Source organism: Citrobacter sp. CK199 (assembly GCF_030333285.1).
Lineage (GTDB): Bacteria > Pseudomonadota > Gammaproteobacteria > Enterobacterales > Enterobacteriaceae > Citrobacter_B > Citrobacter_B koseri.
The window spans coordinates 34,931-51,930 of record NZ_JAOWGF010000029.1 but is presented as its reverse complement, the minus strand read 5'-3'; the positions used below and the strand labels follow the sequence as shown (position 1 = coordinate 51,930).

The 17,000-nt window shown below is 57.1% G+C and carries 14 protein-coding genes; 12 read left to right on the top strand and 2 right to left on the bottom strand.

The window, feature by feature from the left end:
- Positions 1-167 precede the first annotated feature (167 nt).
- The 4 genes from alsA to alsK are packed head-to-tail and all read left to right on the top strand — an operon-like array spanning position 168 to position 4,263.
- Positions 168-1,700, top strand: a complete 1,533-nt coding sequence (gene alsA / locus OGX75_RS18605; RefSeq protein WP_112001345.1) for a D-allose ABC transporter ATP-binding protein AlsA — start codon at positions 168-170, stop codon at positions 1,698-1,700.
- Positions 1,679-2,659 carry a D-allose ABC transporter permease gene (alsC, locus tag OGX75_RS18600; RefSeq protein WP_012134559.1) on the top strand — a complete coding sequence of 327 codons (981 nt, stop codon included), beginning with the start codon at positions 1,679-1,681 and terminating at the stop codon, positions 2,657-2,659. The genes alsA and alsC overlap by 22 nt, the downstream gene beginning before the upstream one ends.
- Positions 2,660-2,669: 10 nt before the next feature.
- Positions 2,670-3,365: a D-allulose-6-phosphate 3-epimerase gene (gene alsE / locus OGX75_RS18595; protein ID WP_047459608.1), complete on the top strand. Its 696-nt coding sequence runs from the start codon at positions 2,670-2,672 to the stop codon at positions 3,363-3,365.
- Positions 3,349-4,263: an allose kinase gene (alsK, locus tag OGX75_RS18590; RefSeq protein ID WP_047459611.1), complete on the top strand. Its 915-nt coding sequence runs from the start codon at positions 3,349-3,351 to the stop codon at positions 4,261-4,263. The genes alsE and alsK overlap by 17 nt, the downstream gene beginning before the upstream one ends.
- Positions 4,264-4,277: 14 nt before the next feature.
- Here the strand turns inward: alsK and OGX75_RS18585 are convergent, their stop codons facing one another.
- On the bottom strand, positions 4,278-6,548 hold the full coding sequence (locus OGX75_RS18585; RefSeq protein WP_286451465.1) for a hybrid sensor histidine kinase/response regulator: 2,271 nt from the start codon (positions 6,546-6,548) through the stop codon (positions 4,278-4,280).
- Between the two features lie 114 nt (positions 6,549-6,662).
- Here OGX75_RS18585 and OGX75_RS18580 point away from each other — a divergent pair, with 114 nt between their 5' ends.
- From OGX75_RS18580 to OGX75_RS18555, 6 genes are all read left to right on the top strand, one after another.
- Entirely contained in the window at positions 6,663-8,183 is a 1,521-nt protein-coding gene (locus OGX75_RS18580; protein ID WP_012134564.1) for a sugar ABC transporter ATP-binding protein, read from the top strand.
- Positions 8,180-9,175 (top strand): ABC transporter permease subunit, encoded by a 996-nt coding sequence (locus OGX75_RS18575; RefSeq protein ID WP_047459617.1) that lies wholly within the window; start codon positions 8,180-8,182, stop codon positions 9,173-9,175. Before OGX75_RS18580 ends, OGX75_RS18575 begins: the two co-directional genes overlap by 4 nt.
- A 101-nt stretch (positions 9,176-9,276) precedes the next feature.
- A complete protein-coding gene (locus tag OGX75_RS18570) occupies positions 9,277-10,218 on the top strand; it encodes an ABC transporter substrate-binding protein (RefSeq protein ID WP_012134567.1) in 942 nt (313 codons plus the stop codon).
- Between the two features lie 125 nt (positions 10,219-10,343).
- Entirely contained in the window at positions 10,344-11,024 is a 681-nt protein-coding gene (locus OGX75_RS18565) for a D-lyxose/D-mannose isomerase (protein ID WP_024130824.1), read from the top strand.
- Positions 11,025-11,038: 14 nt separating this feature from the next.
- Positions 11,039-11,899, top strand: a complete 861-nt coding sequence (locus OGX75_RS18560; RefSeq protein WP_115609748.1) for a ketose 1,6-bisphosphate aldolase — start codon at positions 11,039-11,041, stop codon at positions 11,897-11,899.
- Positions 11,896-12,891, top strand: a complete 996-nt coding sequence (locus tag OGX75_RS18555; RefSeq protein ID WP_152692423.1) for a carbohydrate kinase family protein — start codon at positions 11,896-11,898, stop codon at positions 12,889-12,891. Before OGX75_RS18560 ends, OGX75_RS18555 begins: the two co-directional genes overlap by 4 nt.
- A 68-nt stretch (positions 12,892-12,959) precedes the next feature.
- Here the strand turns inward: OGX75_RS18555 and OGX75_RS18550 are convergent, their stop codons facing one another.
- A complete protein-coding gene (locus OGX75_RS18550) occupies positions 12,960-13,691 on the bottom strand; it encodes a response regulator transcription factor (RefSeq protein WP_286451464.1) in 732 nt (243 codons plus the stop codon).
- 289 nt (positions 13,692-13,980) lie between these two features.
- Here OGX75_RS18550 and fdhF point away from each other — a divergent pair, with 289 nt between their 5' ends.
- Both fdhF and yjcO read left to right on the top strand, forming a co-directional pair.
- Positions 13,981-16,128, top strand: a complete 2,148-nt coding sequence (gene fdhF, locus OGX75_RS18545; protein WP_286451463.1) for a formate dehydrogenase subunit alpha — start codon at positions 13,981-13,983, stop codon at positions 16,126-16,128.
- A 182-nt stretch (positions 16,129-16,310) separates the two neighbouring features.
- A complete protein-coding gene (gene yjcO / locus OGX75_RS18540; RefSeq protein WP_012134575.1) occupies positions 16,311-17,000 on the top strand; it encodes a Sel1 family TPR-like repeat protein YjcO in 690 nt (229 codons plus the stop codon).

Genomic DNA, 17,000 nt, shown 5'->3' with positions numbered 1-17,000 from the left:
GCAATGGCACTGATTTAGTCAATATTTTTCTTACACAAAATCATTCGAGATGCATCGAGGCGGCAACTGAGTAAATCCCCAGTAGCTTACATAAGTAAGTAACTGGGGTGAGCGAAGGCAGCCAACAAAGAGGCAGCTTGAAGGATGAAGTGTAAAAGAGGTTAATTATGGTCACGCCATATATCTCGATGGCGGGGATCGGCAAATCCTTTGGTCCGGTTCACGCATTAAAATCGGTTGATTTAACGGTTTATCCTTATGAAATACACGCATTATTAGGAGAAAATGGCGCCGGTAAATCAACGTTGATGAAGGTTCTGTCGGGAATACATGAACCGACCAAAGGCACCATTACGATTAATAACGTTAATTACGACAAGCTGGATCATAAATTAGCGGCACAACTCGGTATCGGCATTATTTATCAGGAACTCAGCGTGATTGATGAATTAACCGTGCTGGAGAATTTATATATTGGTCGTCATCTGACGAAAAAAGTCTGTGGCGTCAATATTATTGACTGGAAAGAGATGCGCGTACGGGCCGCCATGATGTTGCTGCGCGTCGGTTTAAAAGTCGATTTAGACGAAAAGGTGGCGAATTTATCCATCAGCCATAAGCAAATGCTGGAAATCGCCAAGACGCTGATGCTCAACGCCAAAGTGATCATCATGGACGAACCCACCTCCTCGCTCACCAATAAAGAGGTGGACTACCTGTTTCTGATCATGAACCAGCTACGCAAAGAGGGCACCGCCATCGTCTACATCTCGCATAAGCTGGCGGAAATTCGCCGCATCTGCGACCGCTATACGGTGATGAAAGACGGCAGCAGCGTTTGCAGCGGGATGGTGAGCGACGTCAGCAACGACGATATCGTCCGCCTGATGGTTGGCCGCGAACTGCAAAACCGCTTTAACGCCATGAAAGAGAGCACCGGCAACATCGAGCGCGATACGGTATTCGAGGTGAAAAACGTCACCAGCCGCGACAAGAAAAAGGTTCGCGATATCTCCTTTAGCGTCAGCCGGGGCGAAATTTTAGGCTTCGCCGGACTGGTCGGCTCCGGGCGCACCGAGCTGATGGATTGCCTGTTCGGCGTCGATAAACGCGCAAGCGGCGAGATCCGTCTGAACGGGAAAACCATCTCCCCGCGCTCACCCCTGGATGCGGTGAAAAAAGGGATGGCTTACATCACCGAAAGCCGCCGGGATAACGGCTTCTTCCCCAATTTCTCTATCGCCCAGAACATGGCGATCGGCCGCAGCCTGAAAAGCGGCGGCTTTAAGGGGGCGATGGGCCTGTTTCACGAAGGCGACGAGCAGCGTACCGCCGAAGCGCAGCGCGAACTGCTGGCGCTGAAGTGTCATTCCGTTAACCAGAACATCACCGAACTCTCCGGCGGAAACCAGCAGAAAGTGCTGATTTCCAAATGGTTGTGCTGTAGCCCGGAGGTGATCATTTTCGACGAGCCGACCCGTGGTATCGACGTCGGAGCGAAAGCCGAAATTTATAAAGTGATGCGCCAGCTGGCGGACGACGGAAAAGTCATCCTGATGGTGTCATCTGAACTTCCTGAAATTATCGCCGTCTGCGACCGCATCGCCGTGTTCTGCGAAGGACGACTGACGCAAATCCTGACCAATCGCGATGACATGAGCGAAGAGGAGATTATGGCATGGGCATTACCACAAGAGTAAAAGGTGACGTGAACGGGAAGAAACCGTTCAACTTTGCGCTGTTCTGGGATAAATACGGCACCTTCTTCATCCTGGCGATTATCGTCGCCATCTTCGGTTCGCTGTCGTCAGAATATTTTCTGACCACCAACAACATCACCCAGATTTTTGTCCAGAGTTCGGTAACGGTGCTGATCGGCATGGGTGAATTTTTTGCCATCCTGGTCGCCGGTATCGACCTCTCCGTCGGGGCGATTCTGGCGCTGTCCGGGATGGTGACGGCCAAACTGATGCTGGCAGGCGTCGATCCGTTCTTTGCGGCGCTGATTGGCGGCGTGCTGGTCGGCGGTGCGCTGGGGGCGATTAACGGCTGCCTGGTGAACTGGACCGGCCTGCATCCGTTCATTATCACCCTTGGCACTAACGCGATTTTCCGTGGTATCACGCTGGTGATTTCCGACGCCAACTCGGTATACGGCTTCTCATTCGACTTCGTGAACTTCTTCGCCGCCAGCGTGTTAGGTGTTCCCGTGCCAGTCATCTTCTCGCTGATTGTCGCGGTGATCCTCTGGTTCCTCACCACCCGCATGCGGCTTGGGCGCAACATCTACGCGCTCGGCGGCAACAAAAACTCGGCGTTCTATTCCGGGATTGACGTGAAGTTTCACATCCTGGTGGTGTTTATCATCTCCGGCATTTGCGCGGGACTGGCGGGCGTGGTTTCTACTGCGCGACTCGGCGCCGCAGAACCCTTAGCCGGAATGGGGTTTGAAACCTACGCCATCGCCAGCGCCATCATTGGCGGCACCAGCTTCTTCGGCGGCAAGGGGCGCATCTTCTCGGTGGTAATTGGCGGCTTAATCATCGGCACCATCAACAACGGTCTGAATATTTTGCAGGTACAAACCTATTACCAACTGGTGGTGATGGGCGGATTAATTATCGCGGCTGTCGCCCTTGACCGTCTTATCAGTAAGTAAGGAATGGATCATGAAAATCTCTCCCTCTTTAATGTGTATGGATCTGCTGAAGTTTAAAGAACAGATCGAATTTATCGACAGCCATGCAGACTATTTTCATATTGATATTATGGATGGCCACTTTGTGCCGAATCTGACGCTGTCCCCCTTCTTCGTCAGCCAGGTCAAGAAACTGGCGAGCAAACCTCTTGATTGTCATCTGATGGTGACGCGTCCGCAGGATTATATTGGCCAACTGGCGCGCGCCGGTGCGGATTTCATCACGCTGCACCCGGAAACCATCAACGGTCAGGCATTCCGTCTGATTGACGAAATCCGCCGCCACGGTATGAAAGTGGGCCTGATTCTCAACCCGGAAACACCGGTTGAGGCGATGAAATACTATATCCATAAGGCTGATAAAGTGACGGTGATGACCGTCGATCCCGGCTTTGCCGGGCAGCCGTTCATCCCGGAAATGCTGGATAAAATCGCCGAGCTGAAAGCCTGGCGCGAGCGTGAAGGGCTGCATTACGAAATTGAAGTGGATGGCTCCTGCAATCAGGCCACCTACGAAAAATTAATGGCGGCAGGCGCGGATGTCTTTATCGTCGGCACCTCCGGGCTGTTTAACCACGCGGAGAATATCGACGACGCATGGCAAGTGATGACGGCGCAGATCCTGACGGCGAAAAACGAGGTACTGCCTCATGCAAAAACAGCATAGCGTTGTGGCGGGTGTGGATATGGGGGCAACCCATATCCGTTTTTGCCTGCAAACGGCAAGCGGTGAGACTCTGCACTGTGAGAAACAGCGTACGGCGGAGGTGATCGCGCCCGGCGTGGTGGCCGGTATTGCGCAGATGATTAGCGAACAGATCGCACGCTACGGGGCGCGCTGCCGTGGTCTGGTGATGGGATTTCCGGCGCTGGTCGGCAAAGACAACCGCACCATCATTTCGACACCCAATTTGCCGTTGCAACCTGAAGAAGTGCATGACCTCGCGGGAAAACTGGAGGATGCGCTGGGCTGCCCGGTCGCGTTTTCCCGCGACGTGAACTTACAGCTGTCGTATGACGTCGTGGAAAACCATCTCACACAGCAGCAGGTGCTGGCCGCCTACCTCGGCACGGGAATGGGCTTTGCAGTGTGGATGAATGGCGCGCCCTGGACCGGAGCGCATGGCGTGGCGGGCGAACTGGGGCACATTCCCCAGGGCGACATGACGCAAACCTGTGCCTGCGGCAATCCAGGTTGCCTCGAAACGGTCTGTTCCGGGCTGGCGCTGAAACGCTGGTACGAACAACAGCCACGGGATTTCGCGCTGGACGCACTGTTTGTCCACGCCGGAGAAGCGCCATTCGTCCAGGCGCTGCTGGAAAGCGCCGCCCGCGCGATTGCCACCAGCATAAATCTGTTCGATCCCGATGCGGTGATTTTGGGCGGCGGCGTGATGGATATGCAGGCTTTCCCGCGCGAACAATTAATTACCCTGATCCAAAAATACCTGCGCCGACCGTTGCCGTATCAGGCCGTACGTTTTATTGCCGCCTCGTCTTCTGCGTTTAACGGCGCGCAGGGCGCGGCAACGCTGGCGCGCTGCCGTTTTCTGTCGTCGCGGTGATATCGCGACGCTTATCAGGTCTGCACATGCGCCGCCCGCAGCGCCTGCGCGAGCTGCGCCCGGGTAAACGGTTTACGCAGCAGCGCCACATCCGGCAGCGCGGGGTTATGCGCCGGGCGTAAATCCTGCCCGCTGATAAGCAGCAGCGTCAGGCGGGGATAATGCTTGCGGGCATGGTTGATCACCTCCACGCCGCTCAGGCTGCCTGGCAGCATTAAGTCGCTGATAAGCACATCAATCTCGCCGGATGACGCCAGCATCTGCATCGCCTGCTCGCCGTTGGCGGCCTCCAGCGTCAGATACCCCAGCAGATGAAGTTGCTCGCACAACGTCTGACGAACATCCGCCTCATCTTCCAGTACCAGCACCAGTTTCTCGTCGCTGGCGGTACTTTGCACCGCAACCGGCTCCAGGTTTGCCACCGCAGGCGCGATGGCGCGGGGAAGCTGCAATCTGACCGTCGTCCCCTGCCCCGGCGCGCTCTCAATTTCGACACGGCCGCCTGACTGGCGCACAAAGCCGTAAACCATCGATAACCCAAGCCCGCTGCCGCTGCCAGTCTGTTTGGTGGTGAAGAACGGCTCGAACACCTGCGCCTTCACCTCCTGCGACATACCGCAGCCGTGATCGATCACCTCCAGCGCCACCATATCCTGACGACGTCCGTCACTGCGCGTAACCCGCTGGTTCCAGGTGCGGATTTTGATCGTCCCTGTCTGCCCTTCCATCGCATCGCGGGCGTTCATCACCAGGTTGATGATCGCGTTCTCCAGTTGACTGACGTCTATCCATGCGGCCCAGGCGGGCGACTGGGCTTCTATCTCCAGCGTCAGCGTGGCCGGTAGCGAGTGACGCATCAGTTCACTCAGGTTTTCCAGCAGCGTTTTCAGTTCCACCGAGTGCGGGTGCAGCGACTGTTTACGGGAGAACGCCAGCAGGCGTTGCGTCAGCAGCGCCCCGCGCTCGGCGGCCTTCAGCGCGCGGGTAATGCGCGGCGCATCCGGCGAGTCGGGGCTGACCAGTTCCAGGCTGCCGATAATCACCGCCAGCAGATTGTTAAAATCATGCGCCAGCCCGCCCGTCAGTTGCCCTACCGCTTTCAGTTTCTGGCTGTGCAGCAGCGCCTCTTCCAGCCCCTGACGCTCCGTTCGGTCGATCTCCATCTGGGAGGTCTTTTCTTTCAGCAGGCGGGAGGTGCGCTCCAGCGACGCCGTATTGCGGGCAAAAACGTTAAACGCGCGCGCCAGTTCCCCCAGCTCGTCCCGCCGCTGCAAGGCGGGGACGCTGACATCCGATTCGCCGTGCGCCAGCCGGGTCATGGCGCGCGAAATCGCCGTCAGGTTAGAACCGAGGTTGCGGTAGATATACCACCCGGCAAAACCGGTAATCACCACCGCCAGCAGGGCGAAGGTCATGATAAACAACGCGCCGGAGCGCAATTCCTGATGGCTTTGCGCCACCCGCTGTTCTGAGATGATCGCCACCTGCGCCGCATACTGATTGATGTCGCTGTTCAAAATCGCCACCAACGCTTTGATGTGGAACATGTACCAGCTGATGGCCAGGTCGCTTTGCTCCAGCGCCGCCGAGAGCGGTTCAAGTTTGCGTAACTCCTGGTTAAAGTCAGACAGAATCACGTTCACCAGCGGATCGGCATGTTGCTCAGGCAGGGCGCGCATCACGCCATCCAGCTGTTTAATGACGGCGCGCGGCGTCGGCGTTTCGATGGCGGCGCGAATCAGGCGATCCATTTGACTGAACAACGCCGCATCCTGCGCCGCATCAAGCTGTTGCAGATGCCGCAGGTAACTCTGATTCTGATACAGCGAACTCAGCAGCGTATTACGTTCCAGATGCCGTCGCTGCCCGCGCTGCAACATACCCGCCACGCTGGTCTGCAACTCGTTGCTGCGTTGAATAATGCGGGCCACCAGCCCCGGTTCCTGCTGCGCCAGCGGGGCGGTCGCCAGCTGTTCGAGTGAATGCCTGAGCGCCCGCTGAGTCTCCTGCAACCGCTCCGCTTCACCCTTGTACTCCAGCGCGCCGACCACCTGCGACAGCCGCACCGCCGCCGTCGCCACGTTCGCCGTATCGCGCGCCAGGTTCATACTGCCGGTCATGTCATCGACGGTTTGCTGCTGCACCTGCTCCTGTATTTGACTCGCATGCTGAAAACCCAGCACCGCCACGCCGCTCACCATCAGCGTCACCGCCACTACCAGCAGATTAAAAAACAGCAGTCGCCCGCGCGCACTGGCGAAAAAGTGACGTCTGTGCTGCGGCATATCACGCTCCATGAAGAAAAATCGCAATATGACAAATATGAACGGCTTCTGACATTTTGCATTTACTTTCCTGTGATGGAGTGCTGATATCGCTAACCCCGCAGGAGATCCGCCATGAGCAGGACACCGGTTCTGGAGATGCGCAATATTGCCAAAGCGTTTGGCAAATTTTACGCGCTGAAAGGGGTCGATCTGACGGTATACCCCGGTGAAATCCACGCGCTGATGGGCGAAAACGGCGCCGGTAAAAGCACCCTGATGAAGATTCTCGCCGGTGCGTATACCGCCACCAGCGGCGAGATTCTGATCGACGGTCAGCCCTTTCATATTCGTGGGCCGAAAGATGCCCTGAGCGCAGGCATCACTCTGATTTATCAGGAGATGCAGCTTGCGCCTAACCTTACCGTCGCCGAAAATATTTTCCTCGGCAGCGAACTGTCGCGCGGCGGCATCGTGCAGCGTAAAGAGATGGTGTTGCAGGCGCAAAAGGTCATCGACCGGCTCGGCGCGCAGTTTAAAGCCAGCGATCGGGTAATGCGGCTGACCATCGCCGAACAGCAGCAGGTGGAGATCGCCCGCGCCCTGCATCGCAACAGCCGTATCCTGGTGATGGATGAACCTACCGCCGCCCTCTCATCTCGTGAAACCCACCGTCTGTTTGAGCTGATCATGCGCCTTCGCGATGAAGGGATGGCGGTTATCTATATCAGCCACCGCATGGCGGAGGTGTATGAGCTGTCCGATCGCGTCAGCGTCCTGCGCGACGGACAGTACGTGGGCAGCCTCACCCGCGACAAACTCAACGCGTCCGAACTGGTGCGCATGATGGTGGGGCGTCCGTTAAGCGACCTGTTCAACAAAGAACGCGACATCCCGCTCGGTAAACCGCGCCTGAACGTTCATCACCTTACCGACGGCGGTAAAGTGCAGCCGTGCAGCCTGCTGGTACGTTCCGGCGAAATCGTCGGCCTGGCCGGGCTGGTCGGCGCCGGGCGTTCCGAACTGGCGCACCTGATTTTCGGCGTGCGTAAAGCCACCGGCGGGATGATCGAGGTGGATGGCGAGCCGGTGGTGATCCACTCCCCGCGTGAAGCCATTGAGCACGGTATTGGCTACCTCACCGAAAACCGCAAAGAACAGGGGTTGTTTTTAGAACTGGCGGCGGCGGAGAACATTACGATGGCGACGCTGGAGCGCGACGCCAACTGGGGGATGCTGAACCGTAAAAAAGCCCAAAGTATCTCCGATGACGCCATTCAGTTGCTCAACATTCGCGTGCCGCATGCCCAGGTTCGCGCCGGAGGTTTGTCCGGCGGCAACCAGCAAAAGCTCCTGATCTCACGCTGGGTCGCCATCGGCCCGCGCATTCTGATTCTGGACGAACCGACGCGCGGCGTGGATGTCGGCGCGAAAAGCGAGATCTATCGCATCATGAACGAAATGGCGCGTAAGGGCGTGGCGATCCTGATGATCTCCAGTGAATTGCCGGAAATCGTCGGCATGAGCGATCGCGTCTACGTCATGCATGAAGGCAGCATTGCCGGGGAATTGCACAGCCAGGACATCACACAGGAAAACATCATGCGGCTGGCGACCGGCGTAAACGACTCCCACCTTGAGGCGGTGAAATCATGAATAACCCAACCACTCCCCAGCAGGTGGCGAAGTCCGCCTCCGCAAAAAAGATGTTGATGAGCGATCTGATGCAAACGGTCGGTATTTTACCGATTTTAGTGCTGATCGTGGCGGTATTTGGCTTTATCGCACCTAACTTTTTCACTGAAAGCAACCTGCTGAATATCACCCGCCAGGCGTCGATCAACATCGTGCTGGCGGCGGGGATGACGTTCATCATTCTGACCGGCGGCATCGACCTCTCCGTGGGGTCGATTCTCGGCACCACCGCCGTGGCGGCGATGGTGGTCTCTCTGATACCCGAGTTCGCCATGCTGTCGATTCCGGCGGCGCTGATGCTCGGCCTGGGGCTGGGGCTGATTAACGGCGCGCTGGTGGCCTTCGCCGGGCTGCCGCCCTTTATTGTCACGCTCGGCACCTATACGGCGCTGCGCGGCGCGGCCTACCTGCTGGCGGACGGCACCACGGTGATCAACTCCAATATCAGCTTCGAGTGGATCGGCAATAACTATCTTGGCCCGATTCCGTGGCTGGTGGTTATCGCCCTCGCGGTGATCGTGCTGTGCTGGTTCATTCTGCGCCGCACCACGCTGGGCGTACATATTTATGCCGTGGGCGGCAACATGCAGGCGGCGCGTTTAACCGGCATCAAAGTGTGGCTGGTGCTGCTGTTTGTGTACGGCATGAGCGGCCTGCTCTCCGGGCTGGGCGGAGTAATGAGCGCCTCGCGTCTCTACAGCGCCAACGGCAACTTAGGCATGGGGTATGAGCTGGACGCCATCGCGGCGGTGATCCTCGGCGGCACCAGTTTTGTCGGCGGGATCGGCACGATCACCGGCACGCTGGTGGGCGCGCTGATCATCGCCACCCTGAATAACGGCATGACGCTGATGGGCGTCTCTTACTTCTGGCAACTGGTGATCAAAGGGGCGGTGATCATCATAGCGGTGCTGATCGACAAATACCGTACCCGACACCATCAAAGTGCCTAGACAAGCTTGCCGGATGGCGGCGCAGGCCTGCCCGTTCGCAGGCCAGATAAGCGCAGCGCCATCAGGCTTATAACAACAATACCCTACGTGAGGAAAAGAGTATGCGTTTGAAACCATTAGTGACCGCGCTCTGTGCTGGCGCGTTACTGGCCGCATCGCCGTTTGTACAGGCCAAAGAACTGAAATCCATCGGCGTGACGGTGGGCGATCTTGCCAACCCGTTCTTCGTGCAGATAACAAAAGGGGCGGAGCTGGAAGCACGCAAACTGGCCGGTGATGGCGTAAAAGTGACGCTGGTCTCCAGCGGCTACGATCTGGGTCAGCAGGTTTCGCAGATCGACAACTTTATTGCCGCGAAGGTGGATATGATCATCCTTAACGCCGCAGATTCGAAAGGGATCGGCCCGGCGGTGAAACGGGCGAAAGACGCCGGGATCGTGGTGGTCGCGGTTGACGTGGCTGCCGAAGGCGCAGACGCCACCATCACCTCTGATAACACCCAGGCGGGCGAAATGGCCTGTAAATACATTACCGATCGTCTGAAAGGCAAAGGCAATGTGGTGATCATCAACGGGCCGCCGGTTTCCGCCGTGCAGAACCGTGTCGAGGGCTGCCAGACCGAGTTCAAACGCCACCCGGATATCAAGGTGCTCTCCTGGAACCAGAACGCCAAAGGCAGTCGCGAAGGCGGGCTGGAAGTGATGACCGCCCTGCTGGCTGCGAATCCGAAGATCGACGGCGTATTTGCGATCAACGATCCGACGGCGATCGGCGCCGATCTGGCGGCAAAACAGGCACAGCGCAATGAGTTCTTTATCGTCGGTGTGGATGGTTCGCCCGATGGCGAAGAGGCGCTGAAGCGTGAAAATTCCCTGTTTGTGGCGACCCCCGCACAAGATCCGCAGGTGATGGCGGCAAAAGCGGTGGAGATCGGCTATGACATTCTACAGGGCAAACCGGCGCCAGGTGAACCTGTGCTGATTCCGGTGACGATGATCGATAAAAACAACATCGGCAGCTACAAGGGCTGGACGGTGAAATAACGGAAAGCGGCCTCTGCGTAGGCCCGATAAGCGCAGCGCCATCAGGCAGTAAACCCATGCCGGATGGCGGCAAAAATGCCTTATCCGGCCTACAAGGCTACATCACAATAAGGAGAATTCTTTCAATGAAACGCTCCGAAATAAACGAGATTCTCGGCCACACGCGGCAATTCTTTTCCATGCATGACGTCCACCTGCCGCCTTTCGCCAGCTTTGCCCCATCGCAATGGCGTCAGCTTGATGCCGCCTGGAGCGAAGTATTCGATCTCAGGCTCGGCTGGGATGTTACCGCGTTCGGCGGGACAGATTTTGCCGCTCAGGGACTGACGCTGTTTACCCTGCGCAACGGCTCGCCCAAAGGCATGCCTTATGAGAAATGCTATGCGGAAAAAATCATGCATGTGCGCGACGCGCAGGTTACGCCGATGCATTTCCACTGGCGCAAACGTGAAGACATTATCAATCGCGGCGGCGGTAATTTAATCGTTGAGCTGTGGAACGCCGACTCCCGGGACCAGACCGACAATACCGACGTCACCATTGTGATAGACGGCTGTCGACAGACCCATGCGGCAGGCAGCCAGCTGCGCCTTTCGCCAGGAGAAAGCATTTGCCTGACGCCGGGCCTGTATCACAGCTTCTGGGCGGAAAAAGGGTTTGGCGACGTGCTGGTCGGCGAAGTTTCTTCCGTCAATGACGATGACCATGACAACCATTTTCTCCAGCCGATCGCCCGCTATAACGACATTGAAGAAGATGAACCGGCGCAACTGGTGTTGTGTAACGAGTACCGCCTGTTCTGCTGAACAAGGAGCACATTATGCCGTTGATTTCTCTTGCCGATGGACTCGACCATGCCCGCAAGCATCGCTATGCGCTGGGGGCGTTTAACGTTCTGGATTCCCACTTTTTACGCGCGCTGTTCGCCGCCGCCAGGCAGGAACGCTCGCCGTTTATCATTAATATTGCCGAAGTCCATTTTAAGTATGTTTCGCTGGACTCACTGGTCGAAGCGGTAAAATTCGAAGCCGCCCGACACGATATTCCGGTGGTGCTTAACCTCGACCACGGGCTGCATTTTGAATCCGTGGTGCGGGCGTTACGTCTGGGCTTCAGCTCGGTAATGTTTGATGGTTCCACGCTGGAGTATGAGGAAAACATCCGCCAGACCCGGGAAGTGGTGAAGATGTGCCACGCCGTTGGCGTGTCGGTAGAGGCGGAACTTGGCGCGGTTGGCGGCGATGAGGGCGGCGCGCTGTATGGTCATGCCGACGAATCGCTGTTTACCGATCCGCAACTGGCGCGCGATTTTGTTGACCGCACCGGTATTGATGCCCTGGCCGTCGCCATCGGCAACGCTCACGGCAAATATAAAGGCGAGCCCAAACTCGATTTCCCGCGTCTGGACGCCATTCGCCAACAAACGGCGCTGCCGCTGGTGCTGCACGGCGGTTCCGGCATCAGCAATGAGGATTTTCGTCGCGCCATTACGCTGGGCATTCACAAAATCAATTTCTACACCGGCATGTCGCAGGCCGCGCTGGCGGCGGTGGAATCACGGATGGCTAACCGCCAGCCGCTGTACGATGAGTTCGCCGAACTGCTGCTGGGCATTGAAGAGGCGATCACCGATACGGTATCGGAACAGATGCGCATTTTTGGCAGCGCGGGGCAGATCTGATGGAACGCAAAGGCATTATCGCGGCGGGCAATATGCTGGTCGACCATGTGCACCAAATCGTACAGTGGCCGGAGCGCGGCTGGCTGGCGGAGATCACCCATAGCGAACGTTCGACGGGCGGCGCGCCGCTTAATGTCCTGCTGACGCTGGCAAAGATGCACACCGGACTGCCGTTGCAGGCTGTGGGATTAATCGGCCAGGACGCCGACGGAGACTACATTATGGCGATGCTGGAGCAGTATCACGTCAATCGCCAGCATGTCCAGCGCACCACGTTTGCCCCCACGTCGATGTCGCAGGTGATGACCGATCCCAGCGGGCAGCGCACCTTTTTCCACTCCCCCGGCGCTAACCGTCTGTTGGATCTGCCTGCGTTCGATGAGCTTGATGCCTCGATGAAGATTTTCCACCTGGGCTATCTGCTGCTGCTCGACAGTCTGGATATGCCGGATGATGACTACGGCACCCGCAGCGCACGGCTGATGGCGCAGATGCATGAGGAGGGCTTTGAGACTTCGCTGGATCTGGTGTCCCGCAAAGGCGATCCGCGCTATCAGCCGCTGGTTTTGCCCGCGCTACGCCATCTGGATTATCTGGTGATCAACGAGCTGGAGGCCGGGGAGTTCAGCGGCCTGGAGATCCGCCAGCCCAACGGCGAAGCGCATATTCCGCACATCGCCGCAGCCGCCCGCGAATTGCTGGATGCAGGCGTCCGCCAGCGGGTGGTGATTCACTGCCCGGAAGGCGCCTGGGGCGAAACGCCGGATCAGCCTGGCGTCTGGATACCATCGCAAAAGCTGGAGCAGAGGGAGATTGTCGGTAGCGTTGGCGCGGGAGATGCGTTCTGCGCCGGTTTTTTGTATGGCTGCCACGAAGCATGGCCGCTGGCCGAGAGCATTAAGCTGGCGCACGCCTGCGCGCGGGTCAGCCTGCTGTGCGCCAATGCGATTGATGGCGCGAAAACGCTTGAGGAGTTGCGAACGCTTTTGTAGCCAGTTCGCCTGATGGCGCTGCGCTTATCAGGCCTACAAATACGCCGCCATCCGGCAACTGCGCCTGATTACGCGGCTTTATCGTGGTGCTGCACATCGGCGGCAAAAACATACCCGAGGCCGCGCAGGGTTTTGATCAACGTCGGCTGATGCGGATTGATTTCAATTTTGCGGCGCAGACGCATAATCAACACATCAATGGTGCGATCAAACACCTCAACGCTGTCGCTGTGCGTTAATTCCAGCAACTGCTCACGGCTGAGCACCCGACGGGCGTTTTGCGCCAGCGCCAGCAGCAAACTGTATTCCCCCTGGGTGAGATCCACCACCTGCTGCTGCGGATTGTGCAACTGACAGCGCGCGGTATCCAGATGCCAGCCATTGAAAGAGAGGCCGGACGTCTGCACGCTTCCGCCTTCGGCGATCAGCACGCCAACCCGACGGAGTACGGCTTTCATCCGCGCCACCACCACGCGCGGGTTAAACGGTTTGCTGATGTAATCATCAGCGCCCATCTCCAGCCCGACCACCACATCCGACTCGCTCCCCAGCCCCGTGAGCATCACCACCGGCAGCGTAGGCCTGATCTTCTGTACCTGCTGCAACACCATCAAACCGTTCGTGTCGGGCAGCATCATATCCAGCAACACCAGCGCAATCTCCGGCTGGGTTTCGACGCACGCCAGCGCAGCCTGCCCGGTATGGCAGACCGTCACCGCAAAAACGTGCTCGTTCAGGACATCCTGCAACAATGCGCAGACCGCCGCGTCATCATCCACGACCAGTATGGCTGGTTTCATCACCCTTCCCCATTTCACATCCCCTACAGATGAGTGTGATTGATTCTGCCCGGAGTGACAGATATTGCGCAGCAGGAGATGCAGGAAACATAACCCTGGTCACACTGCCGGGCCGTCACTGCTTTTCCTGTTCGTCACGTCAAAACTGACGACAGCCTGTTTTTCGTCAGGGTTTTGACCAAATTTTACCCGTAATATCAGGGAAAGACCCCAATAAAAACATGGCATAAAAGATGCATAATGAGGCCGACAGCGCGTATGCGCGATTTGATTAACTGGAGCGAGACCGATGAAAAAAGTCGTCACGGTTTGCCCGTATTGCGCATCAGGTTGCAAAATCAACCTGGTGGTCGATAACGGCAAAATCGTCCGGGCAGAGGCGGCGCAGGGGAAAACCAATCAGGGTACTCTGTGTCTGAAGGGCTACTATGGCTGGGATTTTATTAACGATACCCAGATCCTGACCCCGCGCCTGAAAACCCCTATGATTCGTCGCCAGCGTGGCGGCAAACTGGAATCCGTTTCCTGGGATGAAGCGCTGAACTACGTCGCCGATCGCCTGAGCGCCATCAAAGCGAAGTATGGCCCGGACGCCATCCAGACGACCGGTTCGTCTCGCGGCACAGGTAACGAAACCAACTATGTAATGCAAAAATTCGCGCGCGCCGTTATTGGTACCAATAACGTTGACTGCTGCGCTCGCGTCTGACACGGCCCATCGGTTGCAGGTCTGCACCAGTCGGTCGGTAACGGCGCAATGAGTAATGCGATTAACGAAATTGATAACACCGATTTAGTGTTCATCTTCGGGTATAACCCGGCGGATTCCCACCCTATCGTGGCGAATCATGTGATTAACGCTAAACGCAACGGCGCGAAAATTATCGTCTGCGATCCGCGCAAAATTGAAACCGCGCGCATTGCCGACATCCACATCGCGTTGAGAAACGGCTCGAATATCGCGCTGCTCAACGCTATGGGTCATGTCATTATTGAAGAAAATCTGTACGACCAGGCGTTCGTCGCCTCCCGTACTGAAGGCTTTGAAGAGTACCGTAAGATTGTCGAAGGCTACACGCCGGAATCCGTTGAGGATATCACCGGCGTGAGCGCGCACGATATTCGCAAGGCGGCGCGTATGTACGCCGAAGCGAAAAGCGCCGCAATCCTGTGGGGCATGGGCGTGACCCAGTTCTATCAGGGCGTGGAAACCGTGCGTTCGCTGACCAGTCTCGCCATGCTGACCGGCAACCTCGGTAAGCCAAGCGTGGGCGTAAACCCGGTTCGCGGCCAGAACAACGTTCAGGGCGCATGTGACATGGGCGCGCTGCCGGATACCTATCCGGGCTATCAGTACGTGAAAGACCCGGCTAACCGCGAAAAATTCGCCAAAGCCTGGGGCGTGGAAAGCCTGCCAGCGCATACCGGCTATCGCATCAGCGAACTGCCACACCGTGCTGCGCATGGCGAAGTTCGCGCGGCGTACATTATGGGTGAAGATCCGCTGCAAACCGATGCGGAACTCTCTGCGGTGCGCAAAGGGTTTGAAGACCTGGAACTGGTCATCGTGCAGGACATCTTTATGACCAAAACCGCGTCGGCGGCGGATGTTATTTTACCGTCTACGTCGTGGGGCGAGCATGAAGGGGTGTTTACCGCTGCTGACCGTGGTTTCCAGCGCTTCTTTAAAGCCGTTGAACCGAAGTGGGATCTGAAAACGGACTGGCAAATCATCAGTGAAATCGCCACTCGTATGGGCTACCCGATGCACTACAACAACACCCAGGAGATCTGGGATGAGTTGCGTCATCTGTGCCCGGATTTTTACGGGGCGACTTACGAGAAGATGGGCGAACTGGGCTTCATTCAGTGGCCTTGCCGCGACACGTCGGATGCCGATCAGGGGACGTCTTATCTCTTCAAAGAGAAATTCGACACCCCGAACGGCCTGGCGCAGTTCTTCACCTGCGACTGGGTCGCGCCGATCGACAAACTCACCGAAGAGTACCCGATGGTGCTGTCTACGGTGCGTGAAGTCGGCCACTATTCATGTCGCTCGATGACCGGGAACTGTGCCGCGCTGGCGGCGCTGGCGGATGAGCCTGGCTATGCGCAAATCAACACGGACGACGCCGCGCGTCTGGGCATTGAAGATGAAGCGCTGGTCTGGGTTCATTCACGTAAAGGCAAAATTATCACCCGTGCGCAGGTCAGCGATCGTCCGAACAAAGGGGCGATTTACATGACCTACCAGTGGTGGATTGGCGCCTGTAACGAGCTGGTGACGGAGAACTTAAGCCCGATTACCAAAACGCCGGAGTACAAGTACTGCGCCGTGCGCGTCGAGCCGATCGCCGATCAGCGCGCCGCCGAGCAGTATGTGATTGATGAGTACAGCAAGCTGAAAACCCGTCTGCGCGAAAGCGCAATGGGGTAATCTGCCGAATGGCGGCATGAGAATGCCTTATCCGGCCTACGACCTGTTTCCCCTGTCGGCCTGACAAGATGCGTGAGCATCGCCATCAGACATTTTCCTTGCAACAGCCTCCGCCGGAGGCTGTTTTTTTATCCATACGATCTCTTTATACTGTCTACTCCGTACCCTAAATAAAACTCAAAATGAAACCACTTCTTGCATTGATGTTCTTAATGACATTCTTTGCCCATGCCACCGATACTGAGCCTGGCAGCCAGTATCTGAAGGCGGCGGAGGGCGGAGACCGACGCGCACAGTATTTTCTTGCCGATACCTGGTTCAGTTCCGGCGATCTCAGCAAGGCCGAATACTGGGCGCAAAAAGCCGCAGACAACGGTGATGCGGATGCCTGCGCATTGCTGGCGCAAATCAAAATCACCAACCCCGTCAGTCTGGATTATCCGCAGGCTAAAACGCTGGCCGAAAAAGCGGCACAAGCGGGCAGCAAAGCCGGAGAAATCACTCTGGCGCGCATTCTGGTCAACACCCAGGCGGGGACGCCTGACTATCCAAAAGCTATTTCACTGTTGCAAAACGCCTCAGAAAACCTGGAGAGCGATTCTGCCGCCGATGCGCAGATGCTGCTCGGGCTGATTTATGCCAACGGCGTGGGCATTCCTGCCGATGACGATAAGGCGACCTGGTATTTCAAACGCAGTTCCGCCATTTCCCGTACCGGCTACTCCGAATACTGGGCCGGAATGTTGTTCTTAAACGGCGAACAGGGCTTTATTGAGAAGAATAAACAGAAGGCGCTGCACTGGTTGAATCTGAGCTGTACGGAAGGGTTTGATACCGGCTGCGAAGAGTTTGATAAGTTAACCAACGGGTGA

Excerpts from the sequence above, each read along its gene's own strand:
- alsA (WP_112001345.1), top strand. The coding sequence starts at position 168 with ATGGTCACGCCATATATCTCGATGGCGGGGATCGGCAAATCCTTTGGT.
- alsC (WP_012134559.1), top strand. The coding sequence starts at position 1,679 with ATGGGCATTACCACAAGAGTAAAAGGTGACGTGAACGGGAAGAAACCG.
- alsE (WP_047459608.1), top strand. The coding sequence starts at position 2,670 with ATGAAAATCTCTCCCTCTTTAATGTGTATGGATCTGCTGAAGTTTAAA.
- alsK (WP_047459611.1), top strand. The coding sequence starts at position 3,349 with ATGCAAAAACAGCATAGCGTTGTGGCGGGTGTGGATATGGGGGCAACC.
- OGX75_RS18585 (WP_286451465.1), bottom strand. The coding sequence starts at position 6,548 with ATGCCGCAGCACAGACGTCACTTTTTCGCCAGTGCGCGCGGGCGACTG.
- OGX75_RS18580 (WP_012134564.1), top strand. The coding sequence starts at position 6,663 with ATGAGCAGGACACCGGTTCTGGAGATGCGCAATATTGCCAAAGCGTTT.
- OGX75_RS18575 (WP_047459617.1), top strand. The coding sequence starts at position 8,180 with ATGAATAACCCAACCACTCCCCAGCAGGTGGCGAAGTCCGCCTCCGCA.
- OGX75_RS18570 (WP_012134567.1), top strand. The coding sequence starts at position 9,277 with ATGCGTTTGAAACCATTAGTGACCGCGCTCTGTGCTGGCGCGTTACTG.
- OGX75_RS18565 (WP_024130824.1), top strand. The coding sequence starts at position 10,344 with ATGAAACGCTCCGAAATAAACGAGATTCTCGGCCACACGCGGCAATTC.
- OGX75_RS18560 (WP_115609748.1), top strand. The coding sequence starts at position 11,039 with ATGCCGTTGATTTCTCTTGCCGATGGACTCGACCATGCCCGCAAGCAT.
- OGX75_RS18550 (WP_286451464.1), bottom strand. The coding sequence starts at position 13,691 with ATGAAACCAGCCATACTGGTCGTGGATGATGACGCGGCGGTCTGCGCA.
- yjcO (WP_012134575.1), top strand. The coding sequence starts at position 16,311 with ATGAAACCACTTCTTGCATTGATGTTCTTAATGACATTCTTTGCCCAT.